We start from the raw sequence: 18,201 nt of genomic DNA, 5'->3' as shown, positions 1-18,201 counted from the left end.
AGGGAGCGACGATGACAGTCAGGAAGACACAGGAACCCGACAAGGACAATCAGTCGCCCGGCAGAGGCACCGTGCACGCAGCGCATCCGACGACCGTTGCCGACCGGTCGGGTCAGGGGCATGCGCTGCTTGCGTTGCAAAGAACCCACGGTAACCGCTTTGTCGACAGCCTGCTCCGCGCTCCCGGCGAGCGCCCGCCGGCAGCGGGTCAGCACCCTCCGCGCGCCGAAGCGTCGGAGCGGCGAAGCTCGCGGATCGAGCGGATCATCGCCAACCTCGCCCCTGCAGACCATTCTGGCGGCGTTGCGCTGGCTGCTGGCTACCGCCAGGCCCCGCCTTCGGCGCCGTACCGGCCGGTTCGGGCAGGTCTGGAGCGCTACGCCGAGGACGAGGGCGCGCCGGAGCCCGACGAGAACGTCCGGCGATCGCTGGGTGACGGCGGCGCGGGCGATGCGGGGCCGGCAGCTGGACCCGCCGACGCCGGAGTTGCGGCCGCACCTTCGGCGAGCCTGACGATCACCGGCGACGGCTCGTATTCGGACACGGCCAGCGAATCCCGCAAGAACGTGCGCTTCAATGCCACCTGGTCGGGAGGAAACAAGGAAGACTACATCATCGTCAACTGGCTCAAGGGCTACCTGAAGAAGCCCGACGGGACGCCCTTCAAGGTGACCATGTACGGATCTTCGGTGGACTTCAACTTCGCCGACTACCAAGTCGATTCGATCGACGAAGATCCGGCTTACTGGAGCTCGGGCGGCGTCCGCTGGCGATACAGCGTCGATGGAGCGAACAAGTTCAGCGCCACCGACAGTCCGGGGCCGATGTACGACTCGGACGGCGCGGGCGCCAAGGCTCGGGTAGATTTCAAGACCGCGGTCTACAAGAGCAGCGACGTGCCTTCGAAGACCAGCGGATCGCTTTCGGCAACGCCGCTGAGTTCGTTCCAGGCCTGGACGTACTACGTCAATGTCCTCGGCGGCGGGAAGTTCGACCACAAGTGAGCGCTTGCAGATTTTGCGAAGGAAGCGGCTGGTGAACGATTCCGACCGTGCCGAGGCCTTGCGGCTGCTCGGCGAGCTGACCGTCTGGCAGAAGAGTAGCGGCATCGACCCGGGGCGACCTTCCGACGTCCGTAGTACCGGCGAGTCGAATTCGGCGATTGATGATTTGAAGCGCCGGATCGAAGTACTCGGAGCGTGCTACGACTGGTTTCCCGAAGCTGCCGAGTACCGGCTGATCGACCCCGCGGACTGTCCGGGGGCCGGCGAGGCGACACGGTGAACGGGTCCGGAGGCAGCAGGCTGCCCGGTGACGGTGTTGCGCGGGAAACGCCTGCGGACGATTCGCCGGCAATGATTCGGCGATCGCCAGGGGAAGCAGAGACGCTCCGGCAACTCGAACTCGGCTTCATGTTCACCCATAGCCTGCTCAGCGACGCGGGCAGGAGGATTCTGTCCGCGGCCACCGCCGTTTTCGCGCTCGCCGATCTGCTCGTCGAGAAGGGCGTACTCTCGGAGAAAGAGCTGAAGTCGCGCCGTGACGAGGTCGAAAAGCTGCTCGTCGAGCAGGAAGCGCGTGAAGGGCTCGGCCTCTTCGTCAACGATGAGCACCCGGACAAATACGCGCTGGCCGAATTGCCGGCCATCGATTGTCCGACGCGCGTGCATCTCTGCCGGGCGGCCTGCTGTCTGCTGCGCTTTCCGCTTTCCCGGCAGGACGTCGAAGAAGGCGTGGTTCGCTGGGATTTTGGGCGACCCTACTGGAATCTGCGCGACTCCCGCGGTTACTGCGTGCACAACGACCCGCAGACGCTCGGCTGCCGGGTCTACGGATCGCGCCCCGGCCCGTGCCGCCTCTTCGACTGCCGCGAGGATCGGCGGATTTGGGTCGATTTTGCCGCGCGAGAACCAAACCCCGAGCTCGTGGCCAGTCTTGTCGGGCTGGCGAGTTAGACGATGACGGTTTGCGCGATCCCCTCGGCCGAAATGTTCTGCGGGCGCCGGCAGCGGCCCCGGGCAGAGCGTCGCTCCATCGGTGGCCGTCGTGTGGCCCGTCTGCGGGCGCCGAGCTGCCGATGATCCGCGACCTTAGCCTGAGCCTTCGCGGATTGCTCGACGATCCGGCGCTGGCCCCCGACTTCCCCGAACTGGCCACGGCGCAGATCGCCTTCGATCGTCCTGCGGAGCAGTTCAGCCCGTCGCAGACGACGATCGACCTGTTCCTTTACGACGTGCGCGAGAATCTCGAACTGCGCAGCAACGAGACGCTGCTCGAGCGGCAGAACGGTCAGGCGGTGATCCAGCGCCCGCCGTTGCGCGTCGCCTGTACGTATCTGGTCACCGCCTGGCCGGTCGGCGGAATGGACCTGCCGCTGCAGGAGCACCGGCTGCTCAGTCAGGCGCTGCAGGTGCTCTCGCGACATCCGACGATTCCCGCGGCGTACCTGCAGGGCAGTCTCGTCGGCCAGAAGCCGCCGTTGCCGATGCTCACCGCGCAGACCGACGGAATCAAGGACCCGGCCGACTTCTGGACGGCGATCGGCGGCAAGCTGCGCCCGTCGATCCAGGTCACGGCGACGCTGGCGATGGCGCGTTTCCCGGCAGTCACCGCGCCGCTGGTGATCACCGAACAGCTGGCCCTCGGCGAAAGGCTCGGCGCCGGCAGCGAAGCACTCGCTCCGGCAACGCGCCTGTCGCTGCTGCGCATCGGCGGCCGGGTGACCAATGCGGCCAGCCAGCCACTGGCCAACGCCCGGGTGACTCTGGTCGATTCCGGCGTCGCGGCGATCACCGACAGCAGCGGACGCTACACGCTGGCCGTGCCGCAGGCCGGCAGCTTCGTCGTAAGAGTCGACGCCGGAGCGAGCTCGAAGACGCTCACCATCACCGTCCCGGTCGGCGCTGGGGACGATTACGACGTGGACCTTTAGGCTTCCCAACCTAGCAAGCAAGGAGATAGGCGTATGGCACAGTATCTTTCACCCGGTGTCTATGTTGAAGAAGTCCCATCGGCGATCAAGGCCATCGCCGGGGTCAGCACGAGCACCGCCGGTTTCATCGGCATCGTGCCGAACAAGATCCACCTGGTCGCCAGGGATCCCGCGGCAGCGACCCCCGGCACGACGAAGTTCGTCGATTTCAGCTTGCCGACTCCCGCGGAAACGCCCCGGCTGATCACCAGCTGGAGCCAGTTCACCCAGGCCTTCGGCGACCTCGTCGGCAGCGAGACCACCGCGGCGACGAGCGACGCGAGCCCGGCCGTCGACGCCGGCCATCAGCATCTCGCGCATGCCGTCTATGGTTTCTTCAACAACGGCGGGAGCCGCTGCTACGTCGTGCGGATCCTCTCGGAGACCGACCTCGACGATGCGCTCAAGGCTTTCGCGGCGATCGACGAGATCGCTCTGGTCGCCGCGCCGGGAATCATCGACGATGCCACGCGCGACAAGTTGGTCACCCACTGCCTCAACACCGCCGACCGCTTCGCGATTTTCGACGGGCCGGACACCGCCAGCGACCTGACTACGCTGACCCGCACGCCGGCCGATACGACGCCCGGGGTGATGCCGAAGAAGACCGACTTCGCCGCCTGGTACTTTCCATGGATCAAGGTCTTCGACCCGGCGACCAAGATGCTCGCGCCGGCTGGTGACGGGGCGATCAGCGTTCCACCGAGTGGCCATCTCGCGGGAATCTACGCGCGCGTCGACAACCAGCGCGGTGTGCACAAGGCGCCGGCCAACGAGGCCATTCTCGGCGCGTTGAACGTCACCCAGCCACTGAGCAAGGCCGATCAGGACGGGCTGAACCCGAAGGGCGTCAACTGCCTGCGCGTGCTCAACGACAGCATCCTCGCCTGGGGCGCGCGGACCGTCGGCGGCGACGCCAACGCGGATCTCAAGTACATCAACGTCCGGCGCACGCTGCTCTTCCTCCGCGAGTCGATCGACGAAGGGCTGCAGTGGGCGGTGTTCGAGCCGAACACGCCGGCACTCTGGCAGAAGATCACGCGTAACGTCTCGGCGTTCCTGACCAACGTCTGGCGCTCGGGCGCGCTGTTCGGCACGACGGCGCAGGAGGCGTTCTACGTCAAGTGCGACGCCGAAACCAACCCGCCGGAGCTGCGCGAACTTGGCCAGGTGGTCACGGAAATCGGCGTGTCGATCGTCCGTCCCGCCGAGTTCGTGATCTTCCGGATCAGCCAGTTCGTCGCCAGCGGCAAGTGATCGGCTGCGCGGCCTGCTGGCCCGACCTCTGAGGCGATGGCATTGGCCTACCAGAGCCCCGGCGTCTATCGGGAAGACGTCTTCGTCGGGCCGTCGACGGCTTTGCCGACCGGCGTGCCCGGCTTCGTCGGGCTGGCGACGGTTGCCCGAAGCGGGGTGAACTCGCCGATCGAACTGCACCGCGACGACGAGTTCGGCGCGGCACTCGTCGCCTTTGCCGAGGGATACCTCGCCGATGCGGTGCGCGGCTTCTTTGCCAACGGTGGCAGCCGCTGTTACGTCGCGGTCGCCGATCCGGCGGCGGCGGACCGGCCTGCTGCGCTGCGCGCGGCGTTGGCCAGTCTCGGTCCACTGGCTGACCTCGATCTCGTGGCGATCCCCGACGCCGTACAGCTCGCTGACCTCGACGTGTTCCATGCGCTGCAGGCCGATGTCATTGGACACTGTCACGAGCACGGCGACCGCCTGGCGATCCTCGACACCCGCCGCGGCGCTACGCCGGATACCGTGCTCGACCAGCGCCGCGCGCTGCTTGCCGGCCAGGCCGAGCCGGTCAATGGCGCGCTGTACTATCCGTGGCTGCGCACGGAGGGAAACCGCTGGGTTCCACCCTGTGGTCATCTGGCGGGTATTTTTGCGCGCACCGACAGGCGCGGCGGCGTGTTCAAGGCCCCCGCCAACGAAGATCTGGCCGACGCGCTCGACCTGGAGACGGCGATCGGCAACGCTGAACAGGACCGGCTCAACCCGGCCGGAGTCAACTGTCTGCGCGCGTTCCCCGGCCGCGGCATCAGGGTCTGGGGTGCGCGCACGCTGAGCCGCGATCCGGACTGGCGCTACATCAGCGTGCGCCGGCTGTTCCTGACGGTCGGTCGGTGGATCGAGCGGAACATGGCCTGGGCAGCCTTCGAGGCCAACGAGCCGCGTCTCTGGCTGCGCATTCAGCGTGAGCTCGGCAATTACCTCGGCGGCTTGTGGCGGGCCGGCGCGCTGCACGGCGGCACTCCGGCCGAAGCCTTCTTCGTCCGCTGCGATGCGGAGACCAACCCATTGGAGAGTCGTCAGGTCGGGCAGGTGGTCAGCGAAATCGGGCTGGCCGCCACGGCCCCGGCCGAGTTTGTCGTCGTCAGGATCATTCACCGTGCGGGAGCGACGGCCAACGCCTAGCCCGCAGGAGTGAAGGAGTTTCTTCTTACTTAACTCTACGCAGGAGGTTCCATGCCTACCGGAACACGTACCGACCCCTATCGTGGCTTCAACTTCATGGTCGAGATCGACGGCATCACGCAGGCCGGCTTCCAGGAGTGCAGCGGGCTCGACGTCACGACCGACCCGGTGGACTACCGTGAGGGCACCGATCCGAACCATGTGCGCAAGCTGACCGGCCTGAACAAGTACGTTCCGGTTACCCTCAAGCGGGGCATCACCGACTCGGACGAGCTCTGGAAATGGCGCCAGACGGTGATCGACGGCAAGGCCGAACGCAAGAACGGCTCGATCGTCCTGCTCGACGAGACCGGCGCGGAGAAACTGCGCTGGAATTTCGTCAGCGCGTGGCCGTCGAAATGGACCGGGCCGGCGTTCAACTCGACGAGCAATGCGGTGGCCATCGAGTCGCTCGAGATTACCCACGAGGAGCTCAAGAAGGCTTAGCCGGCTGATCGGCGTGCGCGCCCGCGGCTGCGCCGCAGACAGGCGACCCGTCCGGGTCGCGAGCGTACCGGCCAGCGGCGACGAGAAGCAGCCGGCTGGAGGCTTGCGGCTGCTCGGCCGCAAGCCGGGCGCGACACGACGTGACAGGAGTGGCGATGTTGCAGACCGAGTTTCCGTTTACGCTGCCGCTCGGCTATGTGGACAGCGAAGGCAATCTCCACCGCGAAGGCGTGATGCGCCTGGCAACGGCGTTCGACGAGATCGCACCGCTGAAGGATCCCCGAGTGCACAACAATCCGGCGTACCTGCTGATCATCCTCCTCGCGCGGGTGATCACGCGCCTCGGCCGGCTCGAGCAGATCAACCCGAAGATCGTCGAAGGCTTCTTCGCCGCCGACCTCGCGTACCTGCAGGCGCTTTATCGGCGCCTCAACGACCACGGCGGCAACCGCGTACACACGCAGTGTCCGTACTGCGAGAAGGCGTTCGACGTGGAGCTCGGCGAGCCGGGGGAGTCTGGCGCTACCCCATAGAGCGGCTCTATGAAGAGGTAGCGTACATTGGATACCACTTGCATTGGCCGCACCAGGAGATCATGAACCTCGACCACCTCGAACGTCGCCGGTGGGTCACCGAGATCGCCAAGATCAACCGGCGGCTCAACGAACAGTCGGAGAACGGTTGAGCGTGGAGAGAGCGGTATGCCAGAACTGGGATTGAACGCCGCCTTCAGCCTGGCGACGAACCTCGCCGGGGTCCGGGCGGATCCGTACCGGGCCTTCAATTTCCTCGTCGAGATCGAGGGAATTCTGGCCGGAGGTTTCTCGGAATGCACGGGCCTGCAGGTCGAGACCGAAACCTACGAGTACCGCGAAGGTGGACTCAACGCCTATGCCCACCGTTTCGCCGGCCCGACCCGCTACCCGCCGCTGCTCCTCAGGCACGGACTGACGGCGATCGACGGCCTCTGGGGGTGGCACCAGGATGTCGTCGAGGGTCGGATCGAGCGCCGCAACGGGACGATCTACCTGCTCGACAGCCAGCGGATTCCGGTCATCTGGTGGGATTTCAGGGAGGCATTCCCGTTTCGCTGGAGCGGTCCCTCGCTGGTCGCCAGTTCGAGCCAGGTGGCCGTGGAATCCGTCGAGATCGTCCACTGCGGGTTGAGCCGCCCGCGGCTGGCGACCGCGCTGGCCGGAATCGGCGCGGCGATCGGTGGGTCGCTGAGCATCTCCGGAGGGATCTTCTGATGCCGCCGCGCTACGGCTTGACGACGCCGGACGTCGGGCGGGGCGCAGCCGGGCGACAGACCACGGCGAGGCGAAGCACGTGCTGATCGACCTGCAGTGGCCGCAACGCCGCTACGCCCGGAATACCGGCTGGGGCAGCCAGCGTTTCCCCGTCGTGCAGCGCCTGCTCGCACGCGCTCAACCAGGCGATGCGCCGCAGGGCGGGGATGGACGCCTGGTCGTGCGCGCAACGGCGAGACCCCGTGCCGCTGCCGATGAAGACGCCGAGGGCCGCCAACCTCGCGCTGGTCCGGCATTGGCGCCGGACACCGATCCGCTGGTCGACCGCCTCGCGCGTCGGGGCGTCGGGACAGTGGGTGTGATCGACGTCCGGCGCGCGCGGCACGAGTACGAGCGGCTCAGTCGCGGGCCTGGCGATTCCCCGGGCCTCGGCGCGCTGCTTGCCCGCTCGACGGACACTGCCGTGCGCCGGGCGAGCGCTCAGGGGCATGCCGTGGCAGCGAGCCACCTCGCGGCAGCGAAGCCGCTTGGCGATGCGGGTCTCGCTCGCGAGGCGAGCCGTCTTGCCGGCGCGCTTCGCCGGGACAGCGTCGCCGGCCGGGCAGGCAGCGCGAGCGGCGGCAGTGTCGCCGGATCGCCGCCCGAAACGCCTCTTGGGAGCAGCCCGCGAAGGCAGCCACCGATCGCGTCGGGGCCGATGATCTTCGCGGCCGGCGACGCGCAGCGCGAGGTCGCCGGATCGCTCCTCGCAGATGGTCGGCTGACGGGCGGATCGCCGGCGCCGGCTTCTCGGCCGGTTGGCGAAAGGGGCGCTGATTTTCGCTCAGCGGTCGGGTCGGCAAGCGCGGGCGCCGAAGTGCCGGCCGGCGACAATCGCGCAACCGCCACACAGCGAGGAGAGCCAGCCAGCGCGAGCAGCGACGGAGGCGCTGCCGTGGTCCCTGGGCGGAGCGCGAGCCTCGCCTCAGCGGGTGCCGGGTCGGGCGACGGACTGGCGGGCGAAGCGGGTCGCGCACTCGCGGGTTGGCCGCGCTCGCCCACGAATCAGGCGGCCGCGTCGTCCGAAGCCGTCGCCCGGTTGGCGTCGCCTGGTCCGCCGGTGCTCGCCCCGGCGCGCAGCGCCGCTTCCCCGGTAGACCTCGACCCAGGCGAACAAGCGAGTGGATCGCCCGGCGCGGCACGCACGGCAGCGAGCGCCGGACGAGCCGACGAGGCGTCGCCGGGCTCGTTCGCGATCCGGCCCTCTGGGGGCGATCGCCGTCCTTCGACCCCTGCACGCGAAGCGGGTGGAGCGAGCGATGCCGGTCGCGGCGATTTGCCGGGCTCTCCCCTGGTGACCGATCGATTCCCCACCGCGACGAACTCGTCGCCGGTGGCCACCGAACGGTCGCGGCCCGCGACCGGCGAATCGTGGCCCGGGCCGGTGACCGTGCGCGTCCGCCGTCCGACGCTCGCCGAGGCGAACCTCGCCGCGCAGGCAGGCGCGACCACTGCGCGCCCGAGCGGGCCGCAATCGGCCGAGCGGGCGCCAGCAGGCGGACAGAGGCGCGACGACCAGGCGCACGGGGGCAATTTGCGCGAGTCGTCGATCGATGCCGCTCGGCTTGTCGAGGTGTCGCCGCTTGCGCGGATCGCGCGGCGTTTCGCCGGCGCGCCGCCTGCTCGGGCTGCGGAGGAGGCCGTCGGCTCCCGGGTCGCCCGGGGTGACGGCGCTCAGCCGCGCGCGATCCATCCGGCTTCGGCATCTGCGGCGGCTCGGCCGGCGCCGGCGGACGGTTTGCCGCCGGAACGCTTCGCGGAAGCGACCGGCGGTGCGACAGCGGCCAATTCGGGTGGGCCGGCGGCTGGCGCTGCGCTCGCTCGCCCGGCGGATCGCCAGGTGCTGGCCAGCCTGCCGCCCGCGCGGCCGGTGGCGCGCGCGATCCCGACGGCGAGCCAGGAGAAGACTTCGCCGGCCGGCTCGCTGCGCGGCTGGCGCGGGTTCAGCGACTCGCCGGTCGAGCGACCGCCGTCACCCGGTCGACCGAGTCTGTCTACCGGCACCGCGAGCCCTGCCGCCCGGGCCGACAGGGAAATTGTCCGCGCGGCCGACAACGATGGCGGGCTGGTCTGGCGCAAGCCGGCGGCTGTCGCAGGGGCGTTGGCCGGCGAGGCGGTGGTCGCTCCGCGGATGGCCGACGCTCGGCCGGATGCATTCGCGGCATCTGCCGCTGAGGCCGCTGTGTCGCCCATGCCCGCGCCATGGCCTGAAGCCGCCGCCGGGTCGCCGGCCGTCGCGGCGATCGACTGGGAGCAACTGGTCGGCGAACTCAGCCGCCGGATCCGCCGGGAGCTGACGATCGAACGCGAGCGCAGGGGTCTAAGAGGATGGCATTAGCCAAGATCGAAATCACGCCGCTCGACCGCAGCGGCGGCCGCGTCGAGGCGAAGAAGTTCAGGGTGCTGTTCAATCCGAACAGCTACTCGATCACCAAGAACGTCACCTGGACGGCGTTGGCCGCCGGTGGTTCGAGCGCCAAGGCAACCGACCGGGCGGTCAATGCGCCGACGCTGAGCTTCGGCGGTGGCGGCAGCCGGTCGCTGACTCTCGAGCTGTTCTATGACGTCACCGAAGCGATCAACGGCGTGGCGATCGACGACGTACGCAAGGAGACGAACAAGGTCGTCGAGCTGACGCGCATCGACAAGGATCTCCAACGACCGCCGGCCGTCGAGATCGGCTGGGGTGCTGCGCCCCCGGCGAACTCGGACTTCCCGTTCACCGGGGTGGTCAGCAACCTCGTCCAGCGCTTCACGCTCTTCGGCAGCGACGGCAAGCCGCTGCGCGCGACGCTGACCGTGACGCTGATCGAGTTCCTCGACCCGGAGCTCGACCGTCGGCAGACCGACCCCGAGTTCACCACCCGGAGGATCAGGCGTGGCGATACGCTGAGCAGCATCGCCGCCGAGACCTACCGTGACCCGGCCCTGTGGCGCGTGATTGCCGAAGCCAACCAGCTCGACGATCCGCTGCACCTCGTCGTCGGCCAGACTCTGGCGATACCCAAGCGGGGCTAGGAGCATTCACCGTGTCGACCGCCAAACCGCGCAGCCCGCTGGTCGCCGACTTCGAGATCGTCGTCAATGGTTCGCCACTGCCAGTCGGCGTTTCTCTGCACGTCGTCGGCGTCGAGGTCGACGACAGCGTCGAGCTGCCGTCGATGTTCGCCGTCCGGCTCGCCGCTTCCGAGCACGCCGACCAGATAGGCGACTGGATCGACGACCAGAAGCTGTTTGCCATCGGTCAGGGCGTCGAGGTCAGGCTGGGCTATTCCGACGGGCTGGCCAGCCTGCTCAGGGGAGAAATCACTGCCGTCGAAGTCGACTTCCAGCGCGACCGGCTGCCGCTTCTCACGCTGCGCGGCTATGACCGGCGGCACCGGATGCTGCGCGGCCGCAAGGTGCGCAGCTTCGTTCAGCAGAAGGACAGCGACATCGCCGCGCAGATCGCCGCAGACGCCGGACTGACTGCCCAGGCCGAGGACAGCGGCGTCGTCCACGACTATGTGCTGCAGGCGAACCAGAGCGATCTCGAGTTTCTCGTGCAGCGGGCGCGGCTGATCCAGTACGAAGTCGGGGTTGACGACCGCACCCTGAACTTCCGCCCGGTGGCCAACGCGGGCGGTGAAGTCCTGACGCTGACCCTCGGCGACGAGCTGCTCGAGTTCCATCCGCGGCTCTCGTCGGCAGGGCAGATCAGCGAGGTCGAGGTGCGCGGCTGGAGCGTCAAGGACAAGGCGGCGATCGTCGGCAAGGCTGCCAGCGGGGCCGAGGTGTCGACGATGGGCGGCCAGCAGAGCGGCGCGGCGCTCGCCGAGGGCGCCTTCGGGGCGGCCGTCGGGATGCTCAGCGACCATCCCGTCGCCTCGCAGGCCGAGGCCGACCAGATCGCCCGTGCCCGCTTCAACCGCAACGTGCTCGAGCTGATCGAGGGCGAGGGCGCGTGCTGGGGAAGGACCGACCTGCGCGCCGGACAGGTGATCCGGATCGACGGCCTCGGCCACAAGTTCAGCGGTGCCTACTACGTGGTCTCGGCGAATCACGGCTATACGCCGCAGGACGGCTATCGGACGCGTTTCGTCGTGCGGAGGAACGGATCATGAATCCTTTCGATGGCCTGCTCGAGCGGGACGCGGACAGCCGGATCAGCGGCGTCGTCGTCGGCGTGGTGACCAACAACCAGGACCCCGACGGTCTGGGTCGCGTCAAGCTCAGGTTTCCGTGGCTCAGCGACGCCGACGAGAGCTTCTGGGCGAGGATCGCCACGCCGATGGCGGGCAGCGGGCGCGGCGCTTTCTTCCTGCCGGAAGTCGATGACGAGGTGCTCGTCGCCTTCGAGCACGGCGACCTGCGCTTCCCGTACGTCCTCGGCGCGCTGTGGAACGCCAGCGACAAGCCGCCGGCCGACAACGGCGACGGCAAGAACAACCTGCGCCTGATCCGCTCGCGCAGCGGCCACCTGATCCGCCTCAGCGATGAGGACGGCCAGGAGAAGATCGAGATCATCGACAAGAGCGGAAAGAACAGCGTCGTCTTCGACACGGCGAACAACACGATCACGATCACCGCCGACAAGGACATCGCCCTCTCGGCGCCGCAGGGGACGATCAGTCTCGACGCACAGAAGCTGGAGATGAAGTCCTCGGCCGGCGCGAAGCTCGAAGCAGGGGCAGGAATGGACGTCAAGGCGAGCGCGACGCTGAACATCAACGGCGCGACGGTCAACATCAACTGAAGGATCGAGCGAGGAGGAGCCAGCATGGGTCAGCCTGCCGCCAAACAGGGCGACCAGGTCGTCGCCACCGACACGCATATCGTGATGGTGCCGGCGCCGCCGGCGCCACCGGTGCCGACGCCGTTGCCGCATCCGTTCACCGGGATCATCGGTGGCCAGCTGAGCAGCGACGTCAACATCATGGGCAAGCCGGCGGCGACCGTGGACAGTACCGCCGACAACACGCCGCCGCACATTCCGACGCCACCCGGTACGGCTTTTCAGAAGCCGCCGGCGAATCAGGCGACGATCGTCGTCGGCAGTCCGACGGTGAAGATCAACGGCAGGATGGCCGCGCGCAACGGTGACCTGGCCAGGACCTGCGACGACCCGGCCGACCTGCCGGTCGGGCAGGTGGTCGCCGCCGGCACGGTGTTCATCGGGTAGGGGGATCGGATGTCCAAACCTTTTCTCGGCGTTGGCTGGGCCTTCCCTCCGGGGCTCGACGCGCAGGGCTTCCTCAGCCGTGCAGAGTACGAGGAGAGCGTCCGCCAGTCGATCTGGATCATCCTCGGTACGGCGAAGGGCGAGCGGGTCATGCGCCCGGACTTCGGCTGCGGGATCTACGACCTGGTCTTCGAGGTGAACAACGCTTCGACCGCCGGTAAGGTCGCGCAGACGGTCCGCCAGGCGCTGCTGCTCCTCGAGCCGCGGATCCAGGTCCTCGACGTTGCCGTGCGTCCGGCCAACTCCAGCGAAGTGCTGCTGATCGACATCGATTACCAGGTGCGCGCGACGAACACGATGTTCAACCTGGTCTATCCCTTCTACCTCGAGAGGAGCACTGCCTGATGGCCCGTGTCGCTCCACCGGTCGACCGACGAAGCGCCGCCGACGTCGCCGCGCAGGTGCGCGCGCTGCTCGCCGTCTACGTCCCTGCCTGGCGCGAGACGGTCAGCGACGCGCAAAGCGGCGAGACGCGCCGTGACCCGCTGGCCGGGGCGCTGATCGCGATTTTCGGACGCTTCGCCGAAATCATCCTGCAGCGGCTCAACCGCGTCCCCGAGAAGAATCTGCTCGCCTTCCTCGACCTGCTCGGCGAAGCGCGCTTGCCGCCCGAGCCGGCGCGCGTTGCGCTGCGCTTCTCGCTGGCGCCGGGGAGCGTCATCGATGCGCTCGTTCCGCCCGGGACGCAGGTCGCCGCTCCGCCGGCCGAAGGCGAGAAGGAACCGGTCGTCTTCGAGACCGAGCGTGAACTCGTCGTCACCGCCGCAGAACTCGCCCACCTGTTCGTTCGCGAGCCCGGAGAGGACCGCTACGCCGAGCGCAGCGGGTTCCTCGTCTCGTCGCTCAACGACGCGCGACCGGCGGCGATTCCGGTCTTCGCCGGCGACGAGGCCATTGTGCACGCCTTCTACCTCGGTCACGACAGCCTGTTCGCCCACTCCGACCTGCGCGAGCTGCGCCTTTTCTTCAGCATCGAGAACCCGATCTCCGACCCCGACACACGCGAGTTGCGCTGGGAAATCGTCGACGGCGGCCAGGGGATCCCGGTCGATCCCGACGACGCTACGGACGCGTTCACCCACGATGGCCAGTGGATGATCCGCGCGAGGCCCGGGGATTTCCCGATTCCGCGTACCGTTCGGGCCGGCATGACGAGCCGCTGGCTGCGCTGCCTTCTGCTGACCCCGCTGACCGTCTCCGCCGGGCGCCAGCCAGGCAAGCTGCGCGTCGCCCAGCTCCCCCAGGTCCGCCGGGTGACCGCGCAGGTCGAGCTTGGCAGCAACGAGCAGCGCGCCGAGTTCGCCTTCTGCAACCAGTCGCCGATCGACCTCGGGAAGGACTTCTTCCCGTTCGGCGAAAGGCCCAAGTTCGGCGACTGCCTCTACCTCGCCGCGGGCGCCGCCTTCGCCGAAAGCTTGGCGAGCGTCACGCTGTCGGTCGAGCTGACCAATCCCAGCCAGACGAGCCCGTCGCCGATCCCGCCGGTTCAAGCGTCGGAAGACATCGCGCTTGCCTGGGAATTCTGGAATGGCCGCGAATGGACGGCGGTTGGCGGGCTCCAAGACGACACGCAGGCGTTCAGCCAGTCGGGGAAGGTCGCTTTCCGGCTGGGCAAGGGTGTCGCCGTGTCGATGGTCAATGGCCTCGAGCGGCCGTGGCTGCGCGTGCGCCTCGCCGCGGGCAACTACGGCAGCGACGCGCATTACGACGGCGACCGGCTGATTCCCGCGAGCTTCGCTCCGCCGGCGATCCGCCGGCTCACCGTCGACTATGGCGTCACCCTCCAGGATGACTCCGGACTGTCAGTGGTCACCGACAACGACTTCGTCACCGCTGCGGTCGGCGCAACGGCCTTCACGCCGTTCCAGGCGGCTGCCGACGCCCGGCCGACGCTCTACCTCGGTTTCTCGCTGCCCGCCGCGCGCAGCCGTTTCCCGAACCGCAAGCTGAGCCTGCACGCCGCGGTCGGCGAGACGACGGTCGCCGCGGGTCAGTCCGGTGGAACGGCGGACACTTCGGCCACGCCGCTGCAAGTCGCCTGGGAGTACTCGACCGCGGCCGGCTGGGCGGCCTTGCCGATCGCCGACGGCGCCGAGAACTTCACGCGCTCGGGGTTGATCGAGTGGCTCGCCCCGGCAGACATCGTTGCGCGCAGCGAGTTCGGCCGGAGCGCGTACTGGCTGCGCGCGCGCTGGGAAGCCGGCGACTACGACCGGCCACCGAGGCTCGGCCGGCTGCTTTTCAACACCACGCCGGCCGTTCAGGCGGTTACCGTGCGCAACGAGATCCTCGGATCGAGCGACGGCAGCGAGAGCCAGCGCTTCGCGTCGGTGCGCGCGCCGCTGCTCGCCGGCGAGCGGCTCGAAGTACGCGAACCCGAATTGCCGCCGGGCGCCGAACAGCAGCTGATCCGCCAGGCGAGCGGCGACGACGCGATCACCGTCGCCGGCGGCGTGAGCGGCCGCAGCCCAGAGATCTGGGTGCGCTGGCTGCGCGTCCCCGACTTCTACGGATCGGGCCCGCGTGACCGGCACTACGTCCTCGACCCGCTGAGCGGCGAGATCCGCTTCGGCGACGGGCGCCACGGGCTGATTCCTCCGCCCGGCGCCGGCAACCTGCGCCTCAGCCATTACCGGACCGGCGGCGGCCTGCGCGGCAACAGGCCGGCGAACACGATCGTCCAGCTGAAGACGACCGTTCCCTACGTCGACAAGGTCGTCAACCCCGAAGCGGCGAGCGGCGGAGCCGAGGCCGAAACGATTGCCTCGCTGCTCGAGCGTGCGCCCCGTGCCTTGCGCCATGGCCATCGCGCGGTAACCGTCGAGGACTACGAGGACCTCGCCGTCGTCGCCTCGCCCGAAGTCGCGCGGGCGCGCTGCGTGCCGCTCTACGACCTGGCGAGCGACCCCGATGCGACGACGGTCAGGCCTGGGGTGATCAGTCTGATCGTCGTCCCGCGCAGTACCGACGCCCGGCCGCTGCCGTCGCTCGCGCTGCTCGACGGCGTGCGCAGTTTCCTCGCCGACCGGCGGATCCCGACGGCCGACCTCGTCGTCGTCGCCCCCGAGTACGTCCGCGTCGACGTCTCGGTGGAGGTCGCTCTGGCTTCTCCGGAAGGCGCAAGCGCAGTGGCCAGCGACGTGGCCCAGGCGCTGGCGCGCTTCCTGCACCCGCTGACCGGTGGGCTCGACGCCGACGGCTGGGACTTTGGCCGGCAGCCGCACCTTTCCGACCTCTATGCGCTGCTCGAGGCCGTCCCCGGGGTCGACCATCTGGCCAGCCTGCAGGTGACCGCCGGCGAGGAACGTCCGGGGTTGCTCGCTGGCGGGCGTTTCCTCGTCCATTCGGGAAACCACGACATCCGTCTGAGCTTTGCCGAGGGCTGACCGACATGCCACTGACCCTGCCCAACCTCGACGACCGGCGCTACCTCGACCTCGTCGAGGAAGCCCGCGCGCTGATCCCGACTCACGCCCCCGAATGGACGAACCACAACGCGTCGGACCCGGGGATCATGCTCATCGAACTCTTCGCCTGGTTGAGCGAGATGCTGATCTACCGCCTGAACCGGGTCACCGACGAGAATGCGCGCAAGTTCCTCTGGCTGCTCAACGGAGAGGACTGGCAGCCGTCGGGTGACAGCCGAGAAGCGCTCGCCGACGACATCCGGCAAACCGTCCTCGCGCTGCGCCGGCGCGAACGGGCGGTCTCGGCCGACGACTTCGAGGCACTCGCGCGCGAAGCCGACGAGCGTGTCGCGCGCGTCCGTTGCCTGCCGCGGCGCAACGCGCTGATGGACTTCGAAGCCGATCAGCCCGGCCACGTCAGTCTCGTCGTCGTCGCCAGTGAAGCGGCGCAGACGCCGGCGGTACTCGCTGCCGTCGCCGCCTACCTCGAGCCGCGCCGGCTGCTGACCACCTTCATCCACGTCGTCGAGGCGCCGTTCGTCCCGGTCGACGTCGCGGCGACGATCGTCCCGCTGCCCGACGTCACTCCCGGCGAACTGCAACCGAAGGTCGACGCCGCGCTGCGTGCCTTTCTCGATCCGCGCCGCGGCGGCGAGCAGAAGAGCGGCTGGCCCTTCGGTCGCAACGTCTACGTCTCCGAGATCTACCAGTTGCTCGACGAGCTGCCGGGCGTCGACTACGTGAGCAGCGTCGGGCTGGCGACGGCCGATCCCGCGCGCCAGCTGAGCAACGCGCAGGGCAATCCGCTCGGCCTCGCAGTCAAGCCCCACGAGCTGGTCGGCGCGAGGACCCTCGCGCTGACGGTCACCCCCGTCTAGGAGGCAGAGATGGCCATCGGCGAAACGCAGACCAGCAGCTACCTCGGCCACCTGCCGGCGATCTTCTCCGAGGACCCGCTGCTCGGCCGCTTCCTGCTCGCCTTCGAGCAGGTGCTCAGCGGGCTTCCGGGAAGCGAGGGCGAGCCGCGTCGCGGTCTCGAGGAGATCGTCGCCGCGATTCCCTCGCTCTTCGATCCGCTCGAAACGCCACGCGAGTTCCTCGACTGGCTCGCCGGCTGGGTCGCGCTCGGCCTGCGCGCCGACTGGCGCGAGGAGCAGCAGCGCAGCTTCCTGGCGAACATCGTTTCGCTCTACCGCCGCCGCGGCACGCGGCAGAACCTGATCGAACTGCTGCGCATCTACACCGGGCTCGAACCCGAGATCGCCGAAGGGCAGAACACCGTCTTCCAGATCGGCGAGCACTCGACGATCGGCGTCGATACGCAGATCAACGGCAGCCCGCCACACTATTTCCGCGTCACGGTGACGATTCCGAATCCCAACCCGGCGACGCTGCAGCGCCAGAACCAGATCGTTCGCGCGCTGATCGACCTAGAAAAACCGGCGCACACGGCCTACGACTACCATCCCACACACACCACGATGCAGATCGGCGTGCATTCCCAGGTCGGCGTCGACACGCTGCTCGGGGATGTCGCGCACTAACCTCGGAGGCAAGGACTACCATGGCTGACATCAAGCGTTTGCACTACTTCAATCACCAGTTCCTGGTCGAGGCCGATTTCACCGACGAGCAAAGCTATCACCTCGAGATGCGCCGGCGGCTCAACGCCGCGCTGCACGGCTTCGGTGCCGGCGACGGCCTGGCGGTCACGCGCAGCGGCGACACGGAAGTCACGGTGACTGCAGGGACGGCGATCGACCGCTCGGGACGCGAGCTGGTCCTGCTCGACGACCGCGTGCTGAGCCTGGCCGATTCGGCCGTCTACCCGGCCGGCGCGACCGTGCACGTCACGATCGCCTACCACGAGGAGCAGAGCGACCCGAGCACGGCGACCGGAGTGACCGGCAACACCCGCGTAACCGAGCGGCCCGAGGTGCGCGCGGTGACCAGCGTCCCACCCGGGGACGGCAGCGTAATCCGTCTCGGCCAGTTCACGCTCAGCGCCGCCGGTCAGGTCCCGGGCAGCAGCGGAGATGTGTTCGCCGACGGGCGGCAACGGGTCAGCGCGGCGCTGGCGCCGGCAGCGGTGACGACGGGCGAACTCGCCGACGGCTCGGTGACCACGGACAAAGTCGCCGACGAAGCGGTGACGGCCGCGAAGCTTGCCGACAATGCGGTCAGCGCGGCGAAAATCGTCGATGGCAGCGTCGGCACCGCCGAACTCGCGGCCGGCGCGGTGACCAGCGACCGGATCGCCGATCAGGCGGTCACCGGCGTGAAGCTTGCAGCCAATTCGGTCGACGCGGCGAAGATCGTCGACGGCAGCGTCGGCACCACCGAGCTCACGGCCGGCGCGGTGACCAGCGACCGGATCGCCGATCAGGCGGTCACCGGCGTGAA

The 18,201-nt window shown here is 68.6% G+C and carries 20 protein-coding genes and 1 pseudogene; 20 read left to right on the top strand and 1 reads right to left on the bottom strand.

All coding sequences use genetic code 11. The features are described 5' to 3' along the window. Positions 1-11: 11 nt before the first annotated feature. The 10 genes from NFW05_RS15415 (at position 12) to NFW05_RS15375 (ending at position 7,131) form a co-directional block, all read left to right on the top strand. Positions 12-1,004, top strand: a complete 993-nt coding sequence (locus NFW05_RS15415) for a hypothetical protein (RefSeq protein ID WP_295308869.1) — start codon at positions 12-14, stop codon at positions 1,002-1,004. Positions 1,005-1,035: 31 nt separating this feature from the next. Next, positions 1,036-1,284, top strand: coding sequence for a hypothetical protein (locus NFW05_RS15410; RefSeq protein WP_295308866.1), 249 nt, complete (start codon positions 1,036-1,038; stop codon positions 1,282-1,284). Between the two features lie 71 nt (positions 1,285-1,355). Then, the gene (locus tag NFW05_RS15405) at positions 1,356-1,955 is read left to right on the top strand and encodes a YkgJ family cysteine cluster protein (protein ID WP_295308863.1); all 600 of its coding nucleotides are present in this window, start codon (positions 1,356-1,358) and stop codon (positions 1,953-1,955) included. A gap of 122 nt (positions 1,956-2,077) precedes the next feature. Beyond that, positions 2,078-2,932, top strand: a complete 855-nt coding sequence (locus NFW05_RS15400) for a Pvc16 family protein (protein WP_295308860.1) — start codon at positions 2,078-2,080, stop codon at positions 2,930-2,932. Between the two features lie 33 nt (positions 2,933-2,965). Continuing rightward, positions 2,966-4,228, top strand: a complete 1,263-nt coding sequence (locus NFW05_RS15395) for a phage tail sheath subtilisin-like domain-containing protein (protein ID WP_295308857.1) — start codon at positions 2,966-2,968, stop codon at positions 4,226-4,228. A 36-nt stretch (positions 4,229-4,264) separates the two neighbouring features. Beyond that, positions 4,265-5,395 carry a phage tail sheath subtilisin-like domain-containing protein gene (locus tag NFW05_RS15390; protein WP_295308854.1) on the top strand — a complete coding sequence of 377 codons (1,131 nt, stop codon included), beginning with the start codon at positions 4,265-4,267 and terminating at the stop codon, positions 5,393-5,395. A 51-nt stretch (positions 5,396-5,446) separates the two neighbouring features. Continuing rightward, a complete protein-coding gene (locus NFW05_RS15385; protein ID WP_295308851.1) occupies positions 5,447-5,881 on the top strand; it encodes a phage tail protein in 435 nt (144 codons plus the stop codon). Between the two features lie 155 nt (positions 5,882-6,036). Continuing rightward, entirely contained in the window at positions 6,037-6,414 is a 378-nt protein-coding gene (locus NFW05_RS15380) for a phage tail assembly protein (protein WP_295308848.1), read from the top strand. Continuing rightward, positions 6,345-6,566: a DUF6760 family protein gene (locus NFW05_RS18590; RefSeq protein WP_311104714.1), complete on the top strand. Its 222-nt coding sequence runs from the start codon at positions 6,345-6,347 to the stop codon at positions 6,564-6,566. The genes NFW05_RS15380 and NFW05_RS18590 overlap by 70 nt, the downstream gene beginning before the upstream one ends. A 16-nt stretch (positions 6,567-6,582) precedes the next feature. Further along, positions 6,583-7,131: a phage tail protein gene (locus NFW05_RS15375; protein WP_295308845.1), complete on the top strand. Its 549-nt coding sequence runs from the start codon at positions 6,583-6,585 to the stop codon at positions 7,129-7,131. Between the two features lie 10 nt (positions 7,132-7,141). On the opposite strand, the gene NFW05_RS15370 is transcribed toward NFW05_RS15375, so the two are convergent. Next, positions 7,142-7,621, bottom strand: coding sequence for a hypothetical protein (locus tag NFW05_RS15370; protein ID WP_295308842.1), 480 nt, complete (start codon positions 7,619-7,621; stop codon positions 7,142-7,144). An 843-nt stretch (positions 7,622-8,464) separates the two neighbouring features. On the opposite strand from NFW05_RS15370, the gene NFW05_RS15365 reads away from it, so the two are divergent. The 10 genes and pseudogenes from NFW05_RS15365 to NFW05_RS15320 form a co-directional block, all read left to right on the top strand. Continuing rightward, positions 8,465-9,508 carry a hypothetical protein gene (locus NFW05_RS15365; protein WP_295308839.1) on the top strand — a complete coding sequence of 348 codons (1,044 nt, stop codon included), beginning with the start codon at positions 8,465-8,467 and terminating at the stop codon, positions 9,506-9,508. Next, entirely contained in the window at positions 9,499-10,188 is a 690-nt protein-coding gene (locus NFW05_RS15360; protein WP_295308836.1) for a LysM peptidoglycan-binding domain-containing protein, read from the top strand. The genes NFW05_RS15365 and NFW05_RS15360 overlap by 10 nt, the downstream gene beginning before the upstream one ends. An 11-nt stretch (positions 10,189-10,199) precedes the next feature. Beyond that, a complete protein-coding gene (locus NFW05_RS15355; protein WP_295308832.1) occupies positions 10,200-11,273 on the top strand; it encodes a contractile injection system protein, VgrG/Pvc8 family in 1,074 nt (357 codons plus the stop codon). Further along, positions 11,270-11,905, top strand: a complete 636-nt coding sequence (locus tag NFW05_RS15350; RefSeq protein WP_295308829.1) for a phage baseplate assembly protein V — start codon at positions 11,270-11,272, stop codon at positions 11,903-11,905. Before NFW05_RS15355 ends, NFW05_RS15350 begins: the two co-directional genes overlap by 4 nt. 24 nt (positions 11,906-11,929) lie before the next feature. Then, the gene (locus NFW05_RS15345) at positions 11,930-12,331 is read left to right on the top strand and encodes a PAAR domain-containing protein (RefSeq protein WP_295308826.1); all 402 of its coding nucleotides are present in this window, start codon (positions 11,930-11,932) and stop codon (positions 12,329-12,331) included. A 9-nt stretch (positions 12,332-12,340) separates the two neighbouring features. Beyond that, the gene (locus NFW05_RS15340; protein WP_295308824.1) at positions 12,341-12,736 is read left to right on the top strand and encodes a GPW/gp25 family protein; all 396 of its coding nucleotides are present in this window, start codon (positions 12,341-12,343) and stop codon (positions 12,734-12,736) included. Beyond that, positions 12,736-15,777 (top strand): putative baseplate assembly protein, encoded by a 3,042-nt coding sequence (locus tag NFW05_RS15335; RefSeq protein ID WP_295308821.1) that lies wholly within the window; start codon positions 12,736-12,738, stop codon positions 15,775-15,777. The genes NFW05_RS15340 and NFW05_RS15335 overlap by 1 nt, the downstream gene beginning before the upstream one ends. A 5-nt stretch (positions 15,778-15,782) precedes the next feature. Next, a complete protein-coding gene (locus NFW05_RS15330) occupies positions 15,783-16,676 on the top strand; it encodes a baseplate J/gp47 family protein (protein WP_295308818.1) in 894 nt (297 codons plus the stop codon). A gap of 9 nt (positions 16,677-16,685) precedes the next feature. Next, complete coding sequence (locus NFW05_RS15325; RefSeq protein ID WP_295308815.1) at positions 16,686-17,342, top strand: phage tail protein; 657 nt, start codon at positions 16,686-16,688, stop codon at positions 17,340-17,342. A 20-nt stretch (positions 17,343-17,362) separates the two neighbouring features. Then, positions 17,363-18,201: pseudogene (locus tag NFW05_RS15320) on the top strand (hypothetical protein); the annotation flags it as partial.

The sequence above is a fragment of the Accumulibacter sp. genome (assembly GCF_023806625.1).
In the GTDB taxonomy this organism is placed as follows: Bacteria; Pseudomonadota; Gammaproteobacteria; order Burkholderiales; family Rhodocyclaceae; genus Accumulibacter.
This window is presented reverse-complemented; position numbering and strand designations above follow the sequence as displayed.

What these genes read in the sequence shown, in the direction of transcription:
- NFW05_RS15415 (WP_295308869.1), top strand. Translation starts at nt 12, where the DNA reads ATGACAGTCAGGAAGACACAGGAACCCGACAAGGACAATCAGTCGCCC.
- NFW05_RS15400 (WP_295308860.1), top strand. Translation starts at nt 2,078, where the DNA reads ATGATCCGCGACCTTAGCCTGAGCCTTCGCGGATTGCTCGACGATCCG.
- NFW05_RS15335 (WP_295308821.1), top strand. Translation starts at nt 12,736, where the DNA reads ATGGCCCGTGTCGCTCCACCGGTCGACCGACGAAGCGCCGCCGACGTC.
- NFW05_RS15395 (WP_295308857.1), top strand. Translation starts at nt 2,966, where the DNA reads ATGGCACAGTATCTTTCACCCGGTGTCTATGTTGAAGAAGTCCCATCG.
- NFW05_RS15390 (WP_295308854.1), top strand. Translation starts at nt 4,265, where the DNA reads ATGGCATTGGCCTACCAGAGCCCCGGCGTCTATCGGGAAGACGTCTTC.
- NFW05_RS15385 (WP_295308851.1), top strand. Translation starts at nt 5,447, where the DNA reads ATGCCTACCGGAACACGTACCGACCCCTATCGTGGCTTCAACTTCATG.
- NFW05_RS15375 (WP_295308845.1), top strand. Translation starts at nt 6,583, where the DNA reads ATGCCAGAACTGGGATTGAACGCCGCCTTCAGCCTGGCGACGAACCTC.
- NFW05_RS15325 (WP_295308815.1), top strand. Translation starts at nt 16,686, where the DNA reads ATGGCCATCGGCGAAACGCAGACCAGCAGCTACCTCGGCCACCTGCCG.
- NFW05_RS15405 (WP_295308863.1), top strand. Translation starts at nt 1,356, where the DNA reads ATGATTCGGCGATCGCCAGGGGAAGCAGAGACGCTCCGGCAACTCGAA.
- NFW05_RS15360 (WP_295308836.1), top strand. Translation starts at nt 9,499, where the DNA reads ATGGCATTAGCCAAGATCGAAATCACGCCGCTCGACCGCAGCGGCGGC.
- NFW05_RS15370 (WP_295308842.1), bottom strand. Translation starts at nt 7,621, where the DNA reads ATGCCCCTGAGCGCTCGCCCGGCGCACGGCAGTGTCCGTCGAGCGGGC.
- NFW05_RS15350 (WP_295308829.1), top strand. Translation starts at nt 11,270, where the DNA reads ATGAATCCTTTCGATGGCCTGCTCGAGCGGGACGCGGACAGCCGGATC.
- NFW05_RS15345 (WP_295308826.1), top strand. Translation starts at nt 11,930, where the DNA reads ATGGGTCAGCCTGCCGCCAAACAGGGCGACCAGGTCGTCGCCACCGAC.
- NFW05_RS15380 (WP_295308848.1), top strand. Translation starts at nt 6,037, where the DNA reads ATGTTGCAGACCGAGTTTCCGTTTACGCTGCCGCTCGGCTATGTGGAC.
- NFW05_RS15340 (WP_295308824.1), top strand. Translation starts at nt 12,341, where the DNA reads ATGTCCAAACCTTTTCTCGGCGTTGGCTGGGCCTTCCCTCCGGGGCTC.
- NFW05_RS15330 (WP_295308818.1), top strand. Translation starts at nt 15,783, where the DNA reads ATGCCACTGACCCTGCCCAACCTCGACGACCGGCGCTACCTCGACCTC.